The organism is Celerinatantimonas diazotrophica (assembly GCF_004339545.1).
GTDB lineage: Bacteria > Pseudomonadota > Gammaproteobacteria > Enterobacterales > Celerinatantimonadaceae > Celerinatantimonas > Celerinatantimonas diazotrophica.
Map to the genome: position 1 here is coordinate 25,486 of NZ_SMGD01000002.1, position 24,959 is coordinate 50,444.

Sequence of the window (24,959 nt, forward strand, 5' to 3'; positions counted from 1 at the left end):
CATAGCGAAGTAGTTGGCCTTCAAAGAATGATCGAATAAATTCGTCTTATTGCGCTCACTGCTGCAGTTTACCTTCAACTCTTTCGACTCTCTAACGCTGGGAGTATTCATCCCCATCAGTTTAGATATGGTAACCGGTAACTCGGCTAGTTTTTGCATCCCCACTGATGGACAACATCTGTGTGTCAGTAAGCAATCCTGAGCGGTTTTTAACACTTGCTCATAAAATCACAGATGCGCAATAGCCGCGAACAATTCGTGTATAACATAAAGCCCGCACTTGGCGGGCTTGGTATTACAAATAACAATCCAGTTTATTACATACTTAAACTGCCAGTTCTGCGTTCACCTTCTTGCCACATTTTAATGGCATTTGGGATCGCTTCATCATCAAACTGCGCAGTTAGTTGCAAGATCTTCCCAGTCAGCTGTAGCTCACGTTCATTGATCTTGGCATTGTCATTGAGTGACACGCCATAAGATGGGATCATTGTCTTAATCTTCGATTGCCAACGCTCGCTAGCAAATTGATCGGCGAAACAACGCTCCAGCAATTGCAACATAATTGCAGCCGAAGTGGATGCACCTGGAGATGCACCAAGTAGCGCACTTAATGAACCTTTTTCATCACAAATCAGTTCAGTACCAAAGCGCAACTGTCCCGATTGACCGGGTTCTTTTTTAATGATTTGCACCCGTTGACCCGCCTGCCATAACTTCCAATCTTCGGCTTTGGCCTGCGGGAAGAATTCTTTTAACGCCCGATAACGAGCATTATTACTTTGGCATAACTGCCCAATTAAATATCTGACCAGATCAAAATTGCGTAGTCCGACCTGCACCATAGGGCTCAAATTCGATAAATTCAGCGACCCAAAGAGATCCCATAACGACCCACTTTTTAAGAACTTACTAGAAAAACTAGCAAATGGGCCAAACAGCAATAAGTGCTTACCATCAATCACACGGGTATCCAAATGCGGCACTGACATCGGCGGCGCACCAATGGCAGCCTTGCCATACACTTTAGCTTGATGCTGGCGTACTAATTCTTGATTATCCGTCACTAAAAATTGGCCACCAACCGGGAAGCCTCCATACTGACGAGCCTCCGGGATCCCCGATTTTTGTAATAACTTAAGTGATGCCCCACCCGCGCCAATAAAAACATGCTTAGCATAAATAGTACGGCGCTTGTGTTTATTGTGTCGTTCGGCAACCGTGACTTGCCAACCGTCATCGGTACGATTGAGTTCACAAACCTCATGCCCAAGGTTGAGTTTAAAACTGTCATGTTGCAGTAACATCTGCACCATCTGTCGGGTCAGTGCCCCAAAGTTCACATCAGTTCCCAGAACCATCCGCGTGGCACCGACTGGCTGTGAAGGATCGCGCCCTTTCATCACGAGCGGAAGCCAGTTTTTGATCGTGTTATGATCTTCACTGTATTCCATTCCTTCAAATAAAGGACTGGTGGTCATAGCCAGATAGCGCTTGCGCAAAAATTGGACGTTTTTTTCACCCCACACAAAACTAAAATGAGGGACACTATTAATAAATGAATTCGGGTCGCTGATTAATCCAGACCGAACCAAATAGGCCCAAAACTGCCGAGAAAGTTGAAATTGCTCATCGATATTAATCGCTTTGGTGATATCAATCTCACCATTTTGATTTTCCGGAGTATAGTTCATCTCGGCTAATGCGGAATGGCCTGTTCCAGCATTATTCAAGCCGTTACTGCTTTCTTGCGCAACGCTATCGAGGCGCTCAAACAGTTCAATTTTCCAGTCCGGCTCTAGTTGACTTATAAAGGTACCCAGCGTTGCGCTCATAATGCCGCCACCGATCAGTACAACATCAACCCGATCTCGGCTGGGAGATTCAGAACTTGTAGAATTTGGCATTTTATTGGTTCACTCAAAAATATTGCAGTCTCTTTGCATCGCCAAAACTAAGACGATCCACAAGAAAAATCCCGGTGGATCAGGCCTAACAATTAACTTAACGAGAAACGTTGATAGTATGCTTTGGCATTAACACTCCAATCAGAATCGGAGCATCACATCATAAAGACACCGTTCTAAAGGTGTTGGATAATTGGTTAATATACCACCATTAATAGATGGCTCAAGTATTGATTCATTTTCGATACACTTATAGTCAATCTTGTTGAGTGTTCTTGATCGTCCATATTATTGATAATTCTACACCTTCACGGAAAAAAATAATTTTTGATTAATTTTAGAGCAGGCCAAATGTGCATTAAAGAAATGTGACACTCATCACATTTAACTATTCTTTATTCAAATCAATCGATTACCCAATTAAGCCACTTTTCCTGAAATTTCAGTTCATCGATCCTTTATATAGCAAGGATCTGATCAATCACAATAATTTGTTTTTTAGCAAGCATACAATGACTGCGTCATTTGATAATGATAAGGAGAACAACAATGACCAAAGTGTATGATCTTTACCATAACGAGTTACAACCCGGTCAACGAGTCCTGATTCGTGAAACAGGTGAAATCGATCAGATCGAGAAAATTAGTGCAGATAATCTCTCATCTTATGCCGCTGAGCATAATCAATGTGTGCAATTGAAACAGGGGGTTTGCGCTCCAATTGATATTGCCCGACTCGGTTAAACAACAAAGTATCTACGGCCAGAGCCTGCTGGTTCTGGCTGGCAAACCAGTTGTCACTTGAATCCACATCCATCTAGTTTACTGATTTTCCATCTTTATAGATAAAGCTGATTTTAATCAGCCAATTGCATATACTAATCTTAAATCCTGATCATATTTACAGTGGTTATGCAGCTGGAACAAACCCCGATAACGGTGCTTAAAGGTGTGGGTGCCAAGTTAGCCGAGAAACTACAGCGACTTGATATTACAACGCTGCAGGACCTGTTATTTCATTTGCCGCTACGCTACGAGGATCGCACCCACATTTGGCCGATCAGTGACTTGATGTCCGGTGTACACGTGTGTGTGTGTGGCATAATTGATAAAGTCGATACGCTTTATGCCCGACGCCGAATTCTAAGCTGTCGGATCAACGATGGTAGCGGAGCGTTAACTCTCGTCTTTTTTAACTTTAATCAAGGCCAAAAAAAGGCGATGCAACCCGGGTTGAAGCTGCGCGCATACGGCGAAATTCGCCGTGGTAAACATGGCTGGGAAATCGTCCACCCGGATTACCATATTTTCGATAGCGATGAAACGCCCGACCTGAACGAGCAGCTCACTCCCGTTTACCCAACCACTGAAGGGCTGCGACAAATTTCGCTGCGCCAGCTCAGCGAACAAGCCCTTAAACTCATTGAACAATATCCCCCTCAGCCGCTTATTCCAGAACAAACAGGGCTACTCAAATCTCTACCTCATCTGGATGAAGCGCTTAAGTTATTGCATCAGCCAGCACCAGACACGAATCTAGCTGATTTAGAAGATGGCAGCTATCCGCCGTTGCAACGACTTGTCATCGAAGAGTTATGTGCCCATCAATTAAGCCTATTGACTCTTCGTCAACAAGCACAACGTGAAACCGCTCTGGTCTTGCCGCCGGCACCTGAACTTGAGCAGCAATTTCTCTCACGGTTAGGTTTTAGCCCCACCCACGCTCAACGACGAGTAGCCAGTGAAATCAGCCACGACTTATCTCAAAGCTGGCCAATGATGCGGCTGGTACAAGGCGATGTTGGCAGCGGTAAAACACTCGTTGCAGCACTTGCGGCACTGCATGCACTCGCGCAAGGCCAACAGGTTGCCTTAATGGCTCCCACTGAAATACTGGCAGAACAGCATCTCAATAATTTTACCAATTGGCTGACGCCACTGGGATTCACGATCGATTGGTTAGCAGGGAAACAAAAAGCCAAAGCTCGTGAAGAAGCCCTTGCACGCATTGCCAGCGGACAGACACAAATGGTGATCGGCACCCATGCGATTTTTCAAGATCAGGTGGCCTTTGCTCATTTGGCGTTAGTGATCATTGATGAGCAACATCGTTTTGGGGTCCACCAGCGGCTCGCGCTTCGTGAAAAAGGCACCCACGGTTTTGTTCCGCATCAATTGGTGATGACCGCAACCCCTATTCCGCGGACACTGGCAATGACCGCTTATGCTGATTTATCATTATCGATCATCGATGAGCTCCCGCCTGGACGCACGCCAGTGACCACCGTGGTCGTCCCTGATACTCGGCGCGAAGAAGTGATCACGCGAGTTCATCAGGCTTGCCAGAGCGAAAACCGCCAAGCTTATTGGGTTTGTACTCTGATTGAAGAGTCGGAAGCACTACAATGCCAAGCCGCCGAAGATACCGCCGCTCAATTGCAGGAACAGCTTCCACAACTACGCATTGGTCTTGTTCATGGGCGAATGAAAGCCCAGGAAAAGCAGTGGGTTATGGATGAATTTAAAGCTCATCGACTGGATCTCCTGGTCGCAACCACCGTGATTGAAGTTGGCGTCGATGTGCCCAATGCGAGCTTGATGATTATTGAAAACCCAGAACGACTTGGGCTGGCTCAATTGCATCAGCTGCGCGGGCGAGTTGGTCGAGGACAGATAGCAAGTCACTGTGTATTGCTTTACCACAGCCCTCTGTCAAAAACAGCCACAGCACGACTCAGTGTATTACGCGATAGTAACGACGGGTTTGTTATCGCAGAACGCGACCTTGAAATTCGCGGTCCAGGAGAGATGCTCGGAACTCGTCAAACCGGGCTGGTGAGCTTTAAAATTGCCGATTTGATACGCGATCAGGCGCTGTTAGCACCCGCTCGAGAATTAGCCAACCAAGTCTTGAGTGAACATCCTGCACTGGTCAAGCCTCTGATTCGTCGCTGGTTAGGCCACCGCGATAAATATGTGCAAGCTTAAAGTAAGCACGCCCAGCGACTCAAGGCTTTATCTTTGACTTAAAGTTGCGCATAATATGAAAATTATTAATAATTTTTTTGTAATGGGGGGCAAGCATGCCTAAAGCTGTAATTGTGGGTGATATTGGAACGGCACACGATGGTTACTATGCAACACCGGTAACGGCTGGCTCAGGAACAGTCAAAATAGATCACATTCCGGCAGCGCGAGTGGGTGACCCATTAGCTCCTCATGACAAACCCCATAACCCCAAGCACCCACGCACCATTGCATCCGGTTCATCATCGGTCATTATTGACGGTAAAGCAGCTGCTATTACTGGTGGTAGCGTGGATTGTGGCGGCGTGACGATCGGTTCAACAAGTGTGAATATTGGGGCCTAAAATACTCCCCTCGTTAGGCTCTGCAAAAGCGAACCTTTTGATTGTTCGCCCTTTCGGAATCAGGCGGTTACAATGTTACACATGATTCAATATCAGCTGTCGCTAACCGCTTTCATCAAATCGCAGTCTGAATCTCTTTCGTCAACAGTCCCTAGCAATCCATCCAAAGCAAAATAAAGTTGCTTAATAAAGTCGCCATTGATACATGGCCGATAAAATTTAATAGTTCAGGTTCAATCAGTTGTGTAAAGAAACGAGGATTTTTAGCTGGTCGAGGTTAAATCGGCTATAAACGTAGACAAATAGCCGTTTTAATTTATGCTGTAGTTTTAATGTAATACATGATGCTGATTAAAGGCCTGAACCTTCATGAGATGGATACGAGATCTATTTTTTATCATCATATTGATCCTGCTTTGTGCAGTTACTTTTTTTATATTCTCGTTTAATCCGGATGACTACCAGAACCAGTTGCACAACTGGGCACTGCGCCAGGGCTGGCATATTAATTACCAACAAAGTCACTGGCAGTTTACAGACCCTTTTACCTGGCAGTTAGATAATGTATCACTTGCTAAAGCGGGCGATGTAGCGCTGCTGAGTCCCCATATTTCACTCACACTCAAACCACTAGCCCTATTTTCTGGCAAACTCGAGCTGGCGCAGTTAAATCTCACTCGGCCTAAAATAACATTTGCTTTAAATCGGCGTGCCTCTTGGCAACTTCATATTCCGGCCATCAGCCACTATCAAATCGATAACATCAATATTCAAAATGCGCAAATAAGCTGGCAAGACCGCCATGGAAAAATTCCATGGCAGCTCGAAAATGCTCAGCTTGAGATCCGCAACTGGCATCAACACGGCAACACACCATGGCAATTACGTGGTATTAGCGATGCACTTAAAACCCCAGAAGGGAAACTGACCCAACCGCAGTTTGATCTGCATATCAGCCATCATCAATGGCAAATCAAGCAGCTTAACTTTCAACTTGCTGGTGCCACTATTGAGACTGACGGGGCATATCATGCAGGGCAATTAGCGCTCAATCAGATGCAAATCGATGGCTTGAAACTGCAACCCGCACAACTCTCAGATGTCACGCTGCCGTCACTACCTGAATTTATTCAATCAGTTGATATTAATGACCTGGAGCTTAATTCGGCAAATCTGCAGACACAACTCAGTCATATCCCCTTAGTTGTCAATAACCTCAATGGTGATATTCGTCTGCTACACTGGCAACGCAATACACCGCAAGCACTAACGGGCAATTTCGATCTCACCATCAATAATATGTTGTTTAGTCAGCTCCCCATTGGGAATTTATCCTTGCAGGGCGCATTGAGTGGACAATCATTAGCGGTCAATCAGCTATCGGCCCAATTACAACCTGGCCAGCTGAACGCATCGTTTAATTACAACTGGCAAAAACAACCTAATCTTGATATTACCAGTTTAAATGCCAGCAATGCGGTCATTGCACTCTCTGATACGAGCGAACAAACGATTAAGACGCTCAGGAAAGTCTGGCCAGTTACATTAAAAGTCGATCAAGCGAGTTTTAATGATATGAAGTTGCTCTCCTACAACAGTGCATTGCCACTCTCAATTCGCAGTATGGAGCTTTCATTGAGCGACCTGAAGTTGTTAGATCAAGGTCAATTCGTGTCATTAAAACAGGCGCTTCACCCTGATACCAGTATCTTCTGGCAAGCACCCGATGTCGCTTTTCGCGGATTAATTATTAACAACGCCAGTGTCGATTTGGGGCCTGACCAGAATCCAGATCAAACCCATATCAACCTATATGGGGAGCTGCCTCAAGGGCAACTTCAATGGCAAGCGACACTGCAAAATCAGCAACCCAGCTTACCGTGGAATGGCAAATTATCTGTATTGATTTTAGATATCTCACCCCTATCGAGGCTCACCTCAAACAGCGATTTTAAACTCGGTGGGGATCTAGAAATCGACGGTCACTTATCAGGGGCTCTTAGCAAAGGGCTATCCAGTGTTAATGGCCAACTTTCTGCGAGTAGTTCACAGTTGGCATTTAACCGTAATCTGCAACCGCTATGGCAACAATTGCTCAAGGATCCCAAAACATCACTGCCGGCCCATCAAGAGCTACTGACTCAAGGAGTATCGGCACTATGGCAAGATCCTAAGCAAATTCCTGAAGGTACGACCTTATTTAATCAGGCCAAACTGAATGTGGATATCACTCAGGGGGTTATTCAGGTCGATCAAACACAGCTTTCCAGCCAACCCTATAACTGGTTAGTCAGCGGGCAAATTGATCTGAACAATCAGCAATACAATGCACTCAGCATTGGTGTTACCGATCAAGGCTGTGTGTTACTTAGCCAGCTGTTAGACGGGCCTTGGCGGGCCCCACAGGTTCGCATCGATCAATATCAAATCGACCAGAGTTATCTACCTCAAACGAATACGTTCGTCAAAGATAGCCAGAGTTCAGGAAAATGCCAGCTCAAACCAGTAGCATCGCCTGCTCAATGAGGCAGTCACGCAAAGGGTTGCTGCCGGCATCCTTACGCCAAACAAAATGAAACTGACGACTAATATTTAGCTCATCAACCGATAGGATTTTGAGTTGGCCATGCTTGACCCGTGGCAAAACAATTCGTTTAGGCAGACAACTGGCATATTGACCACTTTCAAGCAATGCCATAATCGTCGGAACATGCGTGAATTCACGCCAAATATTGAGCTTGTTGATATGTGTTGACACGCTACTGGTGAACGTTTCTCGAGTCCCGGAACCCGGTTCACGCAACACCCAACGCAACGCACTCAACTCATGCATTGCCACTGATTCTTGAGTTGCTAGCGAATGGCTCGCCCCTACCACGATCACCAACTCATCATCACACCAATGAACGCTTTTAATACGTGGCTCATCACAACGTCCTTCGATCACCCCAAGTTCCAACTCATGGTGCAATAGACGCAAGATCACCTGTTCACTGTTACTAACTAACGGCTCCAGTCGCAGTTGCGGGTACAACTCATCCAGCCGACAGACCAATGCCGGTAGCAACACTTCAGCAATCGTTTGGCTAATGCCCATTCGCAACAACCCTGACAATAGATGCCGGCCTTGAAAACCTTGCTCAATCTGAGTGGCATCATGTAATAGTCGTTTCGCCCGAGGCCGCAACCAATAACCCCAGGCATTTAGGATAAGTCGTCTGCCCGAGCGCTCAAATAGAGGATGTCCCAGTTGTTGTTCAAGCTGGGCAAGCGCCATACTGGCAGCGGACTGAGTCATCGCTAAATGTTCAGCGGCCAAACTCACACTGCCAAACTGAGCGACCGCATCGAACACAGCCATCTGTTTAAGTGAAAAACTCATATCAATTTTTCTGATTTAAAATATCAAAACTATTCGTTTCATAAATAAATAGCAAGTCCGTAGACTACTCAGTTCTATTTTTAGCATCTTAATAAAGGAATAATAGATGAAAACGCTCTTTCCCGGCCTAATGCTCACGTTAGTCACAGCGCTGATCGGGTCAGTCATTAGCCATTATGTCAGTCAATGGGTCGCCTTAAGCCCATTGATGGTCGGTCTGATATTAGGGATTATCATTGCTAATTCACCACTTGAAGGACGACTGCATCCAGCTGCTCAAGGGCTCGGATTTTCACAAAGTCGCTTATTGCGCCTCGGTGTGATGTTATTCGGTTTACATATTACGGTTTCAGAACTGATCGCAATTGGTTGGCCAGGTATCGGCTTGGCCGTCGTCATGGTCAGTTCCGTACTGATTGTTGGTTACTGGTTAGGGACACGCGTTTTTAAACTTCCTGCAGAACTAGCGCTATTGACTGCATCCGGAACAGGGATCTGCGGAGCTGCAGCCGTCATGGCTGTCGATCCTGTGATTAAACCCAAAGATGAATATGTGGTGGTTGCTGTGGCGACTGTTGTGATCTTTGGGACGTTAGCCATGTTTGGCTATCCATTAATCTTCCCATTCTTACATATGTCGCAAGATGCCTTTGCAGCACTGGCTGGCTCAACTACGCATGAAGTCGCACAGGTCGTCGTGATTGGCGAGAGTATCAGTCCACAGGCCGCGAACGTTGCCGTGATTGTCAAACTCGCGCGCGTGATGTTGCTAGCCCCCGTATTGCTGATTATCAGTTGGCTCTGGCAACGACGCACCGCCGCACAAAGCAATACCGGCACACAAAGTCGCGGCAAAATTACCATTCCATGGTTTGCCTTTGGCTTTATTGCGGTGGTTTTAATCAACGGTTATCTGCCGATCACACACAGTATTCGCAGTGCCCTGCTGGAATTTGACACATTAATTCTCGCAATGGCCATGTCCGCGCTAGGCTTTAATACTCGACTTAAAAACATCCGTGCCAGCAGCGCTAAAGCACTGCTTTTAGCACTGTGTCTGTTTGTGATGATGGTGACGATCTCTTCAACTCTGATCCACTTTTTCTGGCCGGCGACACTGTAGCCGTCGAAGTAAAAATAGCCCTTCAAACTCGGCGACCAGATGGTCGCTACTATAAAGCTCAACTGCAATTTTAAAGCGGGTCCGCGAGTGGCCCGCATTAAATGAGTTAGACATATTGACCACTTGAGAACGTTGCGTCTGAGCCGAACATTCACCTTGAATGGGTCGGCGATATTGGATCTGAGCATCGACTAAGGTAATTTCGGCATCCATATTCAGCTCTTCTAGCGCCAGCCACAAAAGCGACCAAGCGGTAAGTAATGCCTGACAATAACTGCTACCAGCAAACATCGACTCATATGCATTGGCATTGCCACCCAGTGACAGACGGGTTTCTAACAACTCATTATCATAACGCGTCAGTTTGAAGCCGATTTTTTCACTCAGTGGGATACGTTCGTAGATCTCCTGATAGAGCTTATGGCAAAGCGCAGCACTGCGCGTAAAATGACACGGCTCATCAAGATGTTTAACCATCTGTTGCTGAAAGAAGGTCGTCTTATAGTAATACGGCTCACCATCAGGTAAATAACCAGCCTGAGTAAAGAAATCTAGCGACTTTTGATCTCTGGCGGTCAATACAATTCGCCGCACCCCTTCCGAGAGTGCAGCTTGTTCGAGCGAGCGCATCACCATCAACCCAAAACCCTGCTTACGATAATCCGAACTCACTGCAATATGACGGATCAAGGCTTCTTCACTGTCGCTGATAAATAATCGGCCAATAGCGACAATCTCGCCTTGTTCATTGAGCACCATGCGATGTTGACTATACGCATCATAGGCATCGCGCTCACTGCCCAATGGCAGATGTAGCGGTTTGTTTAAAACTTCCCAGCGAAACTGAAAATATCGCTCTAACTGCTCATCGCTTTCTGGGGTTATAATCTGGTACTTCATGCCAAACTCCTTGCCCTTATGACTTATCGAGCACTAAACCTGTAGCCAAAATGTCATTGGCCCATCATTAACCAGCCCAACTTGCATATCCGCACCAAATTCGCCAGTGGCGACACGCAAGCCGAATGCTTCGCATTGCTGGCAAAATTGCTGATACAGTTGCTTAGCCAACTCAGGCTCGGCAGCTTTTGAAAAACCAGGACGCAAACCTTTGTGAGTATCAGCGCACAACGTAAATTGCGAAACCACCAATAACTCCCCGCCCGCTTGACTGACATTTAAGTTTGTTTTGCCATCACTATCGGCAAATACCCGATAGTGACAAACCTTGCGAGCCAGTTCTGCTGATTTTATCTCATCATCGTCCTGCTCAACTCCCAATAATACCAGTAGCCCGTTATCTATCGAGCCCACAGTTTGCCCAGCAACAATCACAGATGCTTGCATCACACGCTGAATTAAACCAATCATTACCTTTACTGCTCCTCATCATCACTGGGGTTTTCGTGCTCATATTCATCAAGCGCGGCACTGATTTCTGCACCAAATAACACAATAATCCAACTTAGATACACCCAGAAAAATAAGATAGGCACTGCGGCCAACGCCCCATAAATAGCTTGATACGAGTTAAACGATGCTAAATATAAAGCGAAGCCGCGTTTGCCCAGCTCAAATAAAATACCCGCAAACAATGCCCCCACAAAGGCATGGCCGATACGCACCCGTTTATTGGGCATAATCAAATACAATAACATAAAAGCAATGGTGGATAGCCCCACAGGCACAAATCGCAACACCCCCGCAAATGCCTCATTAGCAAAAAATTCGAGCGAAAAGATATAAGAACTCACCGCTAAACTCGCACCAACTAAGACAGGCCCGAGCGTTAAGATCATCCAGTAAGTAGGCAATGCCCGAATCAAACTGCGTGAACGAGTACGGCGCCAGATCCGATTCAACGCATTTTCAACCGATGCGATCAACATGACAGCCACCACTAACAAGAAAATACCGCCAATTGTCGTCGTACGGTTTGCATTCGCGACAAATCGATTGACCTGCATGCGGATCACATCTGAGGCCGCAGGGACAAAATTGCTAAATAACAAATCTTCTAAATGAGCCTGTACCCCGGAAAATGCAGGCACCGCACTGATAATGGCAAAGACGACAGCGATCATCGGCACGAGCGACAATAATGTCGTATAGGCCAACGCGCCAGCCATCGAGGTTAATCGATCTGAGCGAATTCGTTGCACTAGAAACACGACAAAAGGCCCGCCATGTAGTCGCCAATATTTAAACCATTGCCCTAACACACTGCGCATGATCCAAGATTCCTTATTATTGAGTCTCACCATATTAACTGAGCAAAGAGTCAGCGCCAATCATTGCCAGAGCCCATTGAATAATCCGGTTGTGAATCGAACGTTTTTTGAACTGGGTCACGTTTTTTGCTAAACTCGCGGCTCTTTTATCTAGCTCGTTAAAATTTTGTTGCAAAAATGACGTAAATCACGCGTTGCAACAGCTAACCGCTAGCCTTACTTGATGTAAATGGATATTTTCACAATGTTTAAATTCCCTAAGTTTAGCGGAACTACGGTGCGAACTGATCTCTTATCCGGAATCACCGTCGCCTTAGCCCTAGTTCCAGAAGCGGTTGCTTTTGCTTTTGTTGCACATGTTGGTCCACTCGTAGGTCTTTATGCGGCAGCGATCATTGGCTTTTTTACTGCTATTTTTGGCGGTCGCCCCGGAATGATCTCGGGCGCAACCGGATCCGTTGCAGTCGTTATTGCGGCCCTTGTCGCAACGCACGGTGAACAATATCTGTTTGCTGTGATTGTCTGCATGGGAGTCATACAAATCTTGGCTGGCGTGTTACGCCTTGGCAAATTTATTCGCATGGTTCCACTACCGGTCATGCACGGCTTTGTCAATGGTCTGGCAATTGTCATCTTTTTAGCTCAGTTAGGAAACTTTAAAGTCAAAGATGCTGCCGGCGTGAGCCATTGGATGCATGGCTCACAACTATGGACGATGTTAGGACTGGTGGCACTAACGATGGCCATCGTGCACTTTCTGCCAAAGCTTACCAAAGCTATTCCAGCATCCTTAGCGGCTATTGTGATTGTGACTTTGCTTTGTTACGGATTGGATCTACATACTCGCACTGTGGTGGATTTTCTACGTCAGATGACCGCCAATCCAGATGCAACGATCGCCGGTGGATGGCCAACGTTCCATATTCCGCAAGTTCCGCTGAATTGGGAAACGGTTAAAATCGTGCTGCCATATGCCTTTATTACCGCCGGGGTCGGGCTCATTGAATCGCTGTTAACACTGACGGTCATCGATGAAATGACCCAAACTCGCGGCCGCAGTAATCGCGAATGTATGGGCCAAGGACTGGGCAACATTGTTACAGGCTTCTTTGGTGGCATGGGCGGCTGTGCAATGATTGGTCAGAGCATGATTAACATCCGTTCCGGAGGGCGCGGACGTTTATCTGGCCTGACGGCAGCGATTGGCTTATTGTGCTTTATTCTGTTTGCCTCATCGCTGATTGAGATGATCCCAATTGCAGCGCTGGTAGGCGTCATGTTCATGGTGGTCATTGCCACATTCGAATGGTCGAGTATCCGTCTATATAACAAGATTCCAAAATCGGACTTTTTAGTCATTGTGCTGGTTTCTGTTGTAACCATCTTTACCGATCTGGCCACCGCGGTCTTTATTGGGGTGATTATTTCAGCATTGGTTTTTGCCTGGAAACATGCCAAACAAATTAGCGTCGAAACCCAAATGGAAGGTCAAAATAAAATTTATAATCTGCGTGGTCCGATCTTTTTCAGTTCGACGCACAACTTCCTGGAGCTATTTGATGTTCATCAGGATCCACAAGATGTCATTATCGATTTTGCGAATGCGCGCGTTTCCGATCATTCGGCTATTGAAGCCATTGATACCTTGGCTGATCGCTATCTAAAAGCAAATAAGCAACTGCACCTGCGCCACTTGAGTAGTGATTGTCGCAAATTGCTGAAAAAAGCTGGGAACCTAGTTGAAGTGAACGTGATTGAAGATCCACATTATCACGTTGCAGATGACGCACTAGCCTGACCATTAAGCTCCCTAGCCTCAACTAGGGAGCCTTCACAGCACTGTTTAACGCTAGTCAAAATCCCCATCACTGCTCATTATTCTGCGATTGTTTTGCCGATTTAGGATACGCCAAGGCGAGTTGCAGCCACGTTTGAATATTCTGGCCTAAATATTTATCACGGTGATAGCATAAATACAGTGTTCGAATAAAGCGTTTTGGACACTCAATCACCGCTAAGGCATCCCGATCGGGTCCGCATTCAACTAATTGACGAGAAGCAAAGCTCAACCCAAGTTGCTCAATGACGCAGCGACGCAGTGTTTCAAGGCTATCCACTTCTAATAACGGCGCAGGATAATCAATCAATGGAGCTAGTTGCTGTTCAAAGAAATCACGACTGCCTGACCCTTGCTCCCGTAAAATCCATGACTCTTGAGCCAATTGGGCAAAACTGACTAAAGAATGCGTCGCAAGTGGATGGCTCCGAGCAGCAATCACCACCATCTCATCATCGAACCAAGCTTGTTGATGTAACATCGGATCACGTGTCGGAGCCTCAACCATGGCAATATCTAACTCAAAACTGCGTAGTTTGGCAAAGAGTGTCTGGCTATTTTCGATGGTGACTCTTGGCAACCAACCCTGTTGTTGACTGAACTGCCCCAATAGTTCTGGCAGTTGTCGACTGGCGGTGGTCTTGGAGCTTCCAACTCGCAGTAATTGCGATGATTGACTAAATAAAGACTGGATTTCACGACTACGAACGAGCAGTTCATCCGCCTTAGGCTGTAACTGCCGGCCTTGCTCATTGAGCAATAAACGCCCCCGATATCGATCAAACAATGGCTGCTCTAAGCGAGCCTCCAGTTGCGCTAAATTCTGTGAGGCCGCACCTTTGGTCATAAATAGTTGGTCAGCCGCTGCCGCTAGTGTGCCATGTTGAGTTATCGCAACAAAGACTTGTAATTGCTTTAAAGTAATATCCATTATCGTATAGTTTAACTAAACAACTGGTTAAATATAACAAGATATTTTAAACAACTGAAGCACCCTATACTCAATGTCTGACCCATATTGAGAGATTCGAGCCATGTTTCAAACTATTCATCACCGGATGCAATACGTCCCCGCACCATTAGCAGGTCTGGCACTGGGATTTGCCAGTATCTGTTGGAGTTTAGAAAATACATTTGCATTCCATGGTTATAGCCAAATTTTTGGGGCTGTTGTTGCGTCGGGGCTTTTGTCATTGCTCGCGTATAAATTCTGCTTACACCCTCGGGCACTGCTCAATGATCTGTTACATCCGGTGGTCGGTAGTGTCGTGCCTACATTTGCCATGGCATTGATGGTTATTTCAAAGGCACTTGAGAAATTCTCGCCTCATGCCGCTGCTGCGCTGTGGTTACTGGCAGTGATCATCCATTTGAGCTTTCTTGCCGTATTTGTCGTCGTGCGTGTCCGTGTATTGAAAATCCACCATTTTGTTCCCAGTTGGTTTGTGCCCCCCGTCGGGATCATCGTTGCCGATGTCGCAGCACCAAGCCATTATTTTATCTATTTAAACCATGTGTTGTTATGGTTCGGCCTTATTAGCTACGCCTTGTTATTGCCTGTGATGTTCTATCGCTTCATCTTTTGTGCACAAGTATCCGATGCGGCTAAGCCGACCATCGCCATTTTAGCGGCGCCAGCAAGCTTGTCATTAGCAGGCTACCTGACCGTCGTTCATCAGCCTTCACTGTTGATCTGCGCTTTGTTGATGGGAATTGCTATCCTAATGACAGCGATTATCTATCTCGCCTTTTTCCATCTACTCCGCTTACCATTTAGCCCAGGTTATTCAGCATTTACGTTCCCGATGGCCATTGGTGCAACAGCCATTTATAAACTTTCTGCATTGGTCGCTCATTACCCAGGCGGACTGGTCTACAGTCAACAATTGCGTGTCCTTGCCAATGTTGAAGTGGCGATCGGCACTGTGGTGATTGCATATGTGTGCTGGCGTTATCTGGTGTGGTCTTGGCAATTATGGACTGCTCATCAAGGCCAGAGTTCAACACCCTACATCAAACAACGCGCACCACAAGATAACCTCGCCTAAGAGAGAAGAGAACCGAGTGAGTCACCAAGTTCTATGAAGATTAAGCCTCGTCAGCGCGATGCGCGGAGGCTTTTATAATGACCAAAAATGCGGCCTTAAGAACCTGCTTTAACCCGGCCAAAGAACCACAGTGACAACCCCATCAACACAAAGCACAGGACATATAAGCTCACTGCTGAACTATATTGTAAAATCAGCCCACCCAAGAGTGGCCCTAAGGCAAAACCGACCGCAGTAAAAGAGGCCACGCCAAAATAAGTACCACGAAGGTGATCCGGAGCAATTTGGTCAATCAAGACATTTAAGGATGGAAAGATGATCGACTCCCCCACACTTAAAAAGAATACGCCCAACAACCAACCGAATGGCCATTGCGATGAACTGAACATCAAAACCACTTGCGCCAGTAGCATCAAAATCACCCCAAGCCGAATTCGGATAATCAGTCGATAGTGACGCAAAAGTGATAACAGCGGAAATTGTAACAAGACAATTGTAACGGTATTTACGAGGATCAAATAACCAACCCAATGGCCAGCATGAGCTAAACCAGAACGACTGACAATCTGTGGCAGTGATGATTCGTATTGGGAATAAGCGATCAACATACAAATATCGGCAAGCAATAATAATGCAAAACCGTAATCGGCTCGAACCACTTTCAAAACTGCTCTTAAACGCAACTTACTTTGCTCTGTCGCTAATTTTTGAACCTTGGGGGTGTAATAACAAAATACCCAGCCCAGTGCGCCACCATAGATGAGATAAACAATTCCCGTGGCATAAAACAGTTGTTGTGGATGTAACAGACCCAAATAGATCCCGATAAGAGGCCCGATAGCACCGCCTGCATTGATCAAAAAATAGCGAATGTTCAATGCCACCTCACGCGCTTTAGGATGCGCTAAATAGTCACCAATCAGTGCCTTACCGGGAGCTTCGATACTCGGACGCATTAATCCCACCATCAGCATCAAGGTGAAAAATTGCCATAGCTGGTCGGCGGCACCAATCCCACTATAAGCCACTCCGGCTAAAGCACATCCACCCAACATAATCAGGCGCCGCCCCAATCGATCACTGAGATAACCCAACCAAGAACCAGAAAAAGCCCCCACGAATGCAGAAGCGGCTAAAATGGTCCCAACATATAATTCACTGGCCCCATAATCTCGATATAAAAAGACCACTAAAAATGGCCACGCCATAAAGTAGCTGACTCGGGAGATAAATGTGCCGATAAGCACGACCCAGACGATCAAAGGGAAAGATTTAAAATGTTGTGTCCAGTGAAGCGCTAGCTCCTTGGTTGGGGGGTGAGTCTGCTCCATAACGCTCCAAAGTTGCCTACATCAAGTGATAACACCGCCAAAGTGGCGCAAGTAGATAATGCAGACTACTGTATATTTATACACAAAACCAGTCTGATTAAGATAAAAAAAATGGCATGCTAATGCATGCCATTTTTATAGATAAATATCGCGCAGATGTTTAAGATTTAGGTCCGCGGTATGCTCGTTTACGATCCATCTCAGTCAGATGTTTTTTACGAATACGAGTGCTTTCAGGAGTCACTTCAACGAGTTCATCATCATCGATAAACTCAAGTGCTTGTTCAAGCGTCATAATCATAGGTGGAGTCAGCACTTGTGCTTCATCAGTACCAGAAGCACGAACGTTCGTCAGCTGCTTACCTTTCAGACAGTTTACAGTGAGGTCATTTTCACGGTTATGAATACCAATCACTTGGCCTTCATAAACTTCAGAGCCGTGAGAAATAAATAACCGACCACGATCTTGTAAGTTAAACAATGAATACGTAAGAGCTTTCCCAGTTGCATTAGAGATCAACACACCATTTTGACGTTGACCAATGCTTCCACCTTTATGTGGACCATAATGGTCAAATGTATGATACAACAAGCCACTTCCTGAAGTCAGAGTCATGAACTCAGTTTGGAAGCCAATCAAACCACGGCTTGGGATCATAAAGTCTAAACGAACCCGTCCTTTACCATCAGGCTGCATGTTGGTTAGATCTGCTTTACGATGACCTAACTGTTCCATGACACTCCCTTGATGTTCATCTTGGACATCAACGGTAACTGTTTCATAAGGTTCTAATATTTGGCCATTTTCTTCATGCAGAATCACTTCTGGACGAGAAACTGCCATCTCAAACCCTTCTCGACGCATGTTTTCAATCAACACGCTCAAGTGTAATTCCCCACGACCTGAAACACGGAATTTATCAGGATCTTCGGTTTCTTCAACGCGCAGAGCAACGTTATGCACTAATTCTTGTTCTAAACGCTCAAGAATATTCCGCGAAGTGACATATTTACCTTCACGGCCAGCAAATGGTGAAGTATTCACTTGGAATGTCATCGTAACGGTGGGTTCATCCACTTTCAACGCAGGCAATGCTTCAACATTATTAACATCACAAATGGTGTCGGAAATTTTAAGCTCACCTAGGCCAGTGACAGCAATAATATTACCCGCATGGGCAACGTCTGTTTCAGTACGCTCTAATCCTAGATAACTTAATACTTGGCCTACTTTACCATTACGGCGGCTACCATCAGCAGAAACAACGGTCACTTGCTGATTGGGACGAATGCTACCACGCTTAATTCGAGCAACACCGATAACGCCAACATAAGAGTTATAATCCAGCTGAGAGATCTGCATCTGCAGTGCCCCATCAGGATCAGCATTAGGTGGCTCAACATTATCAACAATCGCTTGGAACAGCGGTTCCATAGTGTCACTTGGCTGATCTAAGTCCAATGTTGCCCAACCATTAATTGCTGAGGCATAAACAACATGGAAATCAAGCTGCTCATCGGTTGCACCCAAGTTATCAAATAAGTCAAATACCTGATCCATGACCCAATCTGGACGAGCACCTGGTTTGTCGACTTTATTAATCACAACAATCGGTTTTAACCCTTGCGCGAAAGCCTTTTGTGTCACAAAACGCGTTTGGGGCATAGGGCCTTCTTGGGCATCAACCAACAATAATACTGAATCGGCCATCGACATCACACGTTCAACTTCGCCACCAAAATCAGCGTGTCCGGGAGTATCAACGATATTAATATGATAATCATGCCAATTCAGCGCGGTGTTTTTCGCTAAAATGGTAATCCCACGTTCTTTTTCAAGATCGTTAGAATCCATAATCCGTTCTTGAACTTCGCCGCGAGTCTGCAAAGTACCTGACTGTTGCAACAGTTTATCAACCAGGGTGGTTTTCCCATGGTCAACATGCGCAATAATTGCGATATTTCTTAACTTATTAATATCGTTAGACATAATAAACTTTCTGCCTCATTAATCTTAAATTTTCTGTACGCAAATCAGTACGCACTTGCAGCCACTTTTAGCGACTTAGATCACAAAATGGGCTAGATTATACCCTGAACAGCTGATAGGTGATATGAAAAGATGAAGGCTTAATCAACTTCTTTTGGTAAAACTGCAGCCAACCAGTTGAAATGGCGTGTTTGATGCTTACCAAAAGTTAACTGATAATGCAGTTGCGACCGGCTTTCTTGGCATTATATAGGCGTGTGTCAACCAATTCAAAAAGCTGCTCAATATGACTCACTTCATGAGAAAACCCCACCCCAATACTCACAGTAATTTGAGCAATGTTATCGATTTGCATCTGTTCAACCGACAACCGCAGCCGCTGTGCTAACTTTAAAACTTGTCCAACCGAGTGATAAAAAATAATTACCGCAAACTCTTCCCCACCCCAACGAGCAATAATGTCATTATGACGAAGTTCCTCACGTAACTTCTGGCTCAGGCCAATTAGCACTTGATCTCCCACCAGATGACCATACGTGTCATTAATCTGCTTAAAATGGTCCACATCAAGGATCAGCAACGCATAACTAACCGATTGCTTTAATTGCGAAAAATGGGTGATCTTCTTTTCGAAGCCTCTCCGGTTGAGTAATTGCGTTAAAGGGTCCAATTGCACTTGTTGCTCAAGTGTATTGGTATAAACAGCCTTCTCGCGAATCGAAACAATGCCCCACAGCAATATAATATAAATAATATGGGCCACAGCCATATTAAGAATCATCCCAAACGTTTCATCCAATGAATCATAACGACTCAGTACCCAGAAATGTCCAACCATAGTGATAACAAAGACAATGATTGTTAATAGCACTGCCCGCTGGCGAGAAAAAAATAGATAGGCCATCACATAATTTAGTGCCAACCATTGCACTGCACTGGATAATTCCTGATGCGGCAATAACTCGTGGTGGACAATACTGGAACTAATCAAATAGCCAGCAATAATGAAATAGCCTAAGTGCTGCAAGACATTAAGCGAGATTTTATAACTCAGCAAAAAAATTACGCCAAGCGAAACTATACAAATGGGATAACTCACCGCATCAAATCGGATGATAATGGCGCTATAGAAATCAATCGCCCAAATCATCGCAAAGCCTACCATCGCAAGTAGCACCAGCGAACGGAACATTTTTTTAGACAGCAAAACGGTGTTGTCATTGGATGAGAGTAATGTCTGCATACCTGCTAAACGCAATAAATAGTTAAAATTTTATCGTTATTATATAGCGATGTTCGTTAAATAAATGCATCATCGATAATGATATGACGTCATGAACGAATCGATCATGGCCCATGATTTAAAAATGTTGCACCATATTGGTTCATTACGTGATCTGATATGCCCCACAAATGGTCATTACGATGACAAAAGGCATCCGAGGATCCCGTCATAGCAGGTTTTTGAGCATTTGGCACGAAAATCGCTTCTATTTTGGGCATAACAATTCATTACCAACTTTTTATAGAGCCATCATTTATGATGACACCGGAGGTTACTACATGTCTGCAGAAGTTCTAGCTCTGATTAAAGAGCAAGAAGTAAAATTTATCGATCTACGCTTCACTGATACTAAGGGTAAAGAACAACACGTTTCTCTGCCTGTAAGCCAAATTGATGATGACTTTTTCACAGAAGGGAAAATGTTTGATGGTTCGTCAATCGCTGGTTGGAAAGGGATTAACGAATCTGACATGATTTTGATGCCAGACGCTAGTACTGCCGTTTTAGACCCATTCACAGAAGAAGCAACGCTGGATATCCGTTGTGATATTCTCGAACCAGCAACGATGGAAGGTTACGAACGTGACCCTCGTTCAATTGCTAAACGTGCCGAAGAATACATGCGCGCAGAAGGTATTGCCGACGACGTTCTATTTGGCCCTGAACCAGAATTCTTCTTGTTTGACGATGTTCGTTTCGATGCGCAAATGCAAGGCGCTTTTTACTCAATCGACGACTCTGAAGCAGCATGGAACTCAGGGAAACAATACGAAGATGGCAACACTGGCCATCGCCCAGGTGTTAAAGGCGGTTACTTCCCAGTTCCACCAGTTGATTCATCACAGGATATCCGTAGTGCAATGTGCCTACTGATGGATGAAATGGGTCTGGAAGTTGAAGCACATCACCACGAAGTAGCAACTGCAGGTCAAAACGAAATTGCATGTAAATTCAATACATTGGTGAAAAAAGCTGATGAACTGCAAATTTACAAATATGTTGTTCATAACGTTGCACATGCTTATGGTAAAACAGCGACCTTCATGCCAAAACCACTAGTGGGTGATAATGGTAGCGGTATGCACTGTCACCAATCATTAGCAAAAGATGGTCAAAACTTGTTTGCGGGTGACCTGTATGGCGGCCTGTCTGAAACAGCGCTGTTCTACATTGGTGGGATCATCAAACATGCCAAAGCAATTAACGCTTTTGCCAACGCTTCAACTAACTCTTACAAACGCCTCGTCCCAGGCTTCGAAGCACCCGTAATGCTGGCCTACTCAGCTCGTAACCGTAGTGCATCGATCCGTATCCCAGTTGTACCATCACCAAAAGCTCGTCGTATCGAAGTTCGCTTCCCTGACCCAACAGCTAACCCATACCTTGCATTTGCAGCGATGCTGATGGCTGGCCTGGACGGCATTAAAAATAAAATCCATCCTGGCGATGCAATGGATAAAGACTTGTATGACCTGCCTGCTGAAGAAGCAGCAGAAATTCCACAAGTTGCCGCTTCGCTTGAAGAAGCACTGACTGCGCTGGATGCAGACCGTGCATTCTTAACCGCTGGTGGTGTATTCAGTGATGATACCATTGATGCATACCTAGCACTGAAACAAGAAGAAGTGGTTAAATTGGCCATGACGACTCATCCAGTTGAGTTCCAAATGTACTACAGCTGCTAATAAGCTGGGGTTACATCTCACTATCGAAAGCCCCGCTTAGCCGGGGCTTTTTTGATCGAATCCAGGTCATCACTGGCTTTACGCTAAATCGGCAAGATTATTGCACTCTATTTAGATAGGGCATCATAATAGTGAACATGACTGCACAAAAATCATGCAAATAGGCATGAAGCTAGATATTTGTTATATATGGATATCACTGTAATCAAAACGCTGACGCCGTTGCACAACAATGGTGCGACGTTATGAAAGGAGGTCTACGTGTTAGAAGCATCCGGTATTAACCGCATTATGCTCGACAATATGGTTACCGGGATTATCTTGCTGGATAAGGAGCAAGCCGTCCAATACGTGAATACTGCGACCGAACAGTTGTTGGGGCAGAGTAAACGCCGCCTAGCGAATCAGCCATTTCCGAGTTTAATCAGCCACACAACTCTGAATCTGGATATATTAAATGACGTGTTAGAACACGGTCAAAGCTTTACCGATAGCGAAGTGACCGTGGTTGTTGATAACAAACCTGCGATGGTCGAATTTTCTGCGACTCGCATTTTAAACAAGGCGGAACCACTGCTGTTATTAGAGCTCAAACCGATTGACCAGCAGAAAAAAATCTCCCAAGAAGTTCATCAACATGTTCAGCAACAAGCGGCCAAAGAACTGGTCAGAGGATTGGCGCATGAGATTAAAAATCCACTCGGCGGATTACGTGGCGCGGCTCAACTGTTAGATCGCGAACTACCTGATGAGAATTTAAAAGAATTTACCAACATTATTATTGAACAAGCCGACCGATTGCGTAACTTAGTGGATCGCTTGCTTGGGCCACAACGTCTAGCCGAACGAGAACTGCGTAATATTCACTCCGTATTAGAAAAAGTTCGCCAACTCGTTGAGCTTGAATTACCTGAAGGGATAACCATTGAGCGGGATTACGACCCCAGTATTCCTGACTTTGAAATCGATCATGAACAGCTTCAGCAAGCATTTTTAAACATCGTAAAAAATGCAGTGCAAGCACTCAAACCTCGCGGTGAAGGCCACATTCAGTTAGTCACTCGAACCGCCCATCAGGTGAATATCGCAGGACAGCGCTATCGTCTGGTGGCAGAAATTCGAATCATTGACGATGGTCCCGGTATTCCTACTGAGTTAGCTGATACTCTGTTCTATCCAATGGTCACAGGACGAGATGGAGGTACAGGGTTAGGGCTCTCTATTTCTCAAAATTTGATTAATCAACATAAAGGCAGAATAGACTGCGCCAGCTGGCCTGGCCACACCGAGTTTGTCATTCATCTGCCTCTGCGTAAGTAAGGATTTCATCATGGCTGCAACTATTTGGATTGTCGATGACGACAGCTCCATTCGCTGGGTCTTAGAGAAAGCGTTAAGCGCTGTAGGCTATCAATGCATGAGTTTTGCTGACGGCGAACTGATGTTGAGCCAGTTAGAAGTGGAACACCCAGATATCATTGTCTCCGATATCCGGATGCCTGGATTAGATGGCATCGCACTACTTGAAAAAGTACACCAGTATAATCCGGCACTGCCGGTCATCATCATGACCGCCCATTCGGATCTCGATAGTGCAGTAACAGCCTACCAAAGCGGTGCTTTCGAATATTTGCCAAAGCCTTTTGATGTAGATGAAGCCGTGGTATTGGTTGAACGCGCCATTAGCTTTGCCCAGGAGCAGCAAAAACACCGACAAAAAGAGCGTCGTGAAGCAGGCCCTAATCAAGAAATGATTGGAGAGGCACCTGCGATGCAGGAAGTCTTTCGCGCGATTGGTCGGCTCTCACGCTCCAGCATTAGTGTGTTGATTAATGGTCAGTCGGGAACGGGGAAAGAGTTGGTCGCTCAAGCGTTACATCGGCATAGCCCACGCTGCCATATGCCTTTTATTGCGCTAAATATGGCCGCTATTCCGCATGATTTGATTGAATCAGAGCTATTTGGCCATGAGAAAGGCGCATTTACAGGCGCGAACCAAATTCGTCATGGCCGTTTTGAACAGGCCAATGGTGGCACACTATTTTTAGACGAAATTGGGGATATGCCATTAGAGATCCAAACCCGCTTACTTCGAGTCCTCGCCGATGGTCAGTTTTATCGCGTAGGGGGACACTCGTCTGTGCAAGTCGATGTTCGCATTATTGCTGCCACCCACCAGAATCTGGAACAAAAAGTTGCCAGTGGTGATTTTCGTGAAGACCTGTTTCATCGCCTCAACGTCATTCGTATTCAACTGCCGTCATTAAAAGATCGCCGTGAGGATATTCCAGCACTGGCCGATCACTTTTTGCGCAGTGCAGCGGAAGAGTTAAATGTCGAGCCGAAAAAGCTCAATAGCGATACTCAAAAGTACATCACACATCTGCCTTGGCCAGGCAATGTTCGTCAGCTTGAGAACGTCTGTCGTTGGTTAACGGTCATGGCGAGTGGCCAAGAGATTTTAGTCTCTGACTTACCACCGGAGTTGACCCAACACCAAGACTTGCATGAGCCCACCAGCAGCGAAGGCGATTGGCGGGTACTTCTGCAAAATTGGGTCGAAAAGCAGCTATTGGCGGGCAGTAGCGATATTTTGGCGCAAGCGGTTCCGGATTTTGAGCGGATCTTACTCACAACTGCGCTTAAACATACACATGGTCACAAGCAAGAAGCGGCTCGATTATTAGGTTGGGGACGTAATACGCTGACTCGAAAACTCAAAGAGTTAGATATGAACTAATTGAAGCATAGATAACGAAACGAACTGTA

19 protein-coding genes are annotated in these 24,959 nt (G+C 45.6%); 10 read left to right on the forward strand and 9 right to left on the reverse strand.

The genetic code is table 11. The features are described from left to right. Positions 1-317 precede the first annotated feature (317 nt). Complete coding sequence (gene mqo, locus EV690_RS00850; RefSeq protein ID WP_131911053.1) at positions 318-1,907, reverse strand: malate dehydrogenase (quinone); 1,590 nt, start codon at positions 1,905-1,907, stop codon at positions 318-320. A gap of 549 nt (positions 1,908-2,456) precedes the next feature. Between mqo and ydfZ the strand changes: the two genes are divergently transcribed. The 4 genes from ydfZ to EV690_RS00870 all read left to right on the forward strand — a co-directional run bounded on the left by ydfZ (position 2,457) and on the right by EV690_RS00870 (position 7,804). Then, positions 2,457-2,651, forward strand: coding sequence for a putative selenium delivery protein YdfZ (gene ydfZ, locus EV690_RS00855; RefSeq protein ID WP_165872619.1), 195 nt, complete (start codon positions 2,457-2,459; stop codon positions 2,649-2,651). Between the two features lie 168 nt (positions 2,652-2,819). After that, complete coding sequence (gene recG, locus EV690_RS00860) at positions 2,820-4,895, forward strand: ATP-dependent DNA helicase RecG (protein ID WP_131911055.1); 2,076 nt, start codon at positions 2,820-2,822, stop codon at positions 4,893-4,895. A 95-nt stretch (positions 4,896-4,990) separates the two neighbouring features. Then, positions 4,991-5,278, forward strand: coding sequence for a type VI secretion system PAAR protein (locus tag EV690_RS00865; protein WP_131911056.1), 288 nt, complete (start codon positions 4,991-4,993; stop codon positions 5,276-5,278). Positions 5,279-5,647: 369 nt separating this feature from the next. Further along, positions 5,648-7,804, forward strand: coding sequence for an AsmA-like C-terminal region-containing protein (locus EV690_RS00870; RefSeq protein ID WP_131911057.1), 2,157 nt, complete (start codon positions 5,648-5,650; stop codon positions 7,802-7,804). Here the strand turns inward: EV690_RS00870 and EV690_RS00875 are convergent. After that, positions 7,776-8,660: a LysR substrate-binding domain-containing protein gene (locus EV690_RS00875; RefSeq protein WP_131911058.1), complete on the reverse strand. Its 885-nt coding sequence runs from the start codon at positions 8,658-8,660 to the stop codon at positions 7,776-7,778. The two genes, EV690_RS00870 and EV690_RS00875, sit on opposite strands and share 29 nt — an antisense overlap. Before the next feature lie 106 nt (positions 8,661-8,766). Between EV690_RS00875 and EV690_RS00880 the strand changes: the two genes are divergently transcribed. Then, complete coding sequence (locus tag EV690_RS00880; RefSeq protein WP_131911059.1) at positions 8,767-9,783, forward strand: YeiH family protein; 1,017 nt, start codon at positions 8,767-8,769, stop codon at positions 9,781-9,783. Here EV690_RS00880 and EV690_RS00885 read toward each other — a convergent pair. Genes EV690_RS00885 through EV690_RS00895 form a run of 3 tightly spaced genes read right to left on the reverse strand, consistent with a single transcriptional unit; the run spans position 9,745 to position 12,014 of the window. Further along, the gene (locus EV690_RS00885) at positions 9,745-10,683 is read right to left on the reverse strand and encodes a bifunctional GNAT family N-acetyltransferase/hotdog fold thioesterase (protein ID WP_131911060.1); all 939 of its coding nucleotides are present in this window, start codon (positions 10,681-10,683) and stop codon (positions 9,745-9,747) included. The two genes, EV690_RS00880 and EV690_RS00885, sit on opposite strands and share 39 nt — an antisense overlap. Positions 10,684-10,716: 33 nt before the next feature. After that, positions 10,717-11,154 (reverse strand): D-aminoacyl-tRNA deacylase, encoded by a 438-nt coding sequence (gene dtd / locus EV690_RS00890; RefSeq protein ID WP_131911061.1) that lies wholly within the window; start codon positions 11,152-11,154, stop codon positions 10,717-10,719. A 5-nt stretch (positions 11,155-11,159) separates the two neighbouring features. Beyond that, entirely contained in the window at positions 11,160-12,014 is an 855-nt protein-coding gene (locus tag EV690_RS00895) for a virulence factor BrkB family protein (RefSeq protein ID WP_131911062.1), read from the reverse strand. Between the two features lie 244 nt (positions 12,015-12,258). Between EV690_RS00895 and EV690_RS00900 the strand changes: the two genes are divergently transcribed. Further along, complete coding sequence (locus tag EV690_RS00900) at positions 12,259-13,812, forward strand: SulP family inorganic anion transporter (RefSeq protein WP_131911063.1); 1,554 nt, start codon at positions 12,259-12,261, stop codon at positions 13,810-13,812. A gap of 67 nt (positions 13,813-13,879) precedes the next feature. Here EV690_RS00900 and EV690_RS00905 read toward each other — a convergent pair whose 3' ends face one another. Further along, on the reverse strand, positions 13,880-14,782 hold the full coding sequence (locus EV690_RS00905) for a LysR substrate-binding domain-containing protein (protein WP_131911064.1): 903 nt from the start codon (positions 14,780-14,782) through the stop codon (positions 13,880-13,882). 103 nt (positions 14,783-14,885) lie between these two features. On the opposite strand from EV690_RS00905, the gene EV690_RS00910 reads away from it, so the two are divergent. Beyond that, complete coding sequence (locus EV690_RS00910) at positions 14,886-15,899, forward strand: TDT family transporter (RefSeq protein WP_131911065.1); 1,014 nt, start codon at positions 14,886-14,888, stop codon at positions 15,897-15,899. Positions 15,900-15,994: 95 nt separating this feature from the next. Here the strand turns inward: EV690_RS00910 and EV690_RS00915 are convergent, their stop codons facing one another. The 3 genes from EV690_RS00915 to EV690_RS00925 form a co-directional block, all read right to left on the reverse strand. Further along, positions 15,995-17,230 (reverse strand): MFS transporter, encoded by a 1,236-nt coding sequence (locus EV690_RS00915; RefSeq protein WP_131911066.1) that lies wholly within the window; start codon positions 17,228-17,230, stop codon positions 15,995-15,997. A 160-nt stretch (positions 17,231-17,390) separates the two neighbouring features. After that, positions 17,391-19,220 (reverse strand): translational GTPase TypA, encoded by a 1,830-nt coding sequence (typA, locus tag EV690_RS00920; protein ID WP_165872620.1) that lies wholly within the window; start codon positions 19,218-19,220, stop codon positions 17,391-17,393. 208 nt (positions 19,221-19,428) lie between these two features. Next, complete coding sequence (locus EV690_RS00925; protein ID WP_131911068.1) at positions 19,429-20,463, reverse strand: GGDEF domain-containing protein; 1,035 nt, start codon at positions 20,461-20,463, stop codon at positions 19,429-19,431. Positions 20,464-20,783: 320 nt separating this feature from the next. Here EV690_RS00925 and glnA point away from each other — a divergent pair, with 320 nt between their 5' ends. From glnA to glnG, 3 genes are all read left to right on the forward strand, one after another. Continuing rightward, positions 20,784-22,190 (forward strand): glutamate--ammonia ligase, encoded by a 1,407-nt coding sequence (glnA, locus tag EV690_RS00930; protein WP_131911069.1) that lies wholly within the window; start codon positions 20,784-20,786, stop codon positions 22,188-22,190. A gap of 291 nt (positions 22,191-22,481) precedes the next feature. Further along, the gene (gene glnL, locus EV690_RS00935) at positions 22,482-23,510 is read left to right on the forward strand and encodes a nitrogen regulation protein NR(II) (protein WP_131911135.1); all 1,029 of its coding nucleotides are present in this window, start codon (positions 22,482-22,484) and stop codon (positions 23,508-23,510) included. A 10-nt stretch (positions 23,511-23,520) separates the two neighbouring features. Continuing rightward, on the forward strand, positions 23,521-24,930 hold the full coding sequence (gene glnG, locus EV690_RS00940) for a nitrogen regulation protein NR(I) (protein ID WP_131911070.1): 1,410 nt from the start codon (positions 23,521-23,523) through the stop codon (positions 24,928-24,930). Positions 24,931-24,959 lie beyond the last annotated feature (29 nt).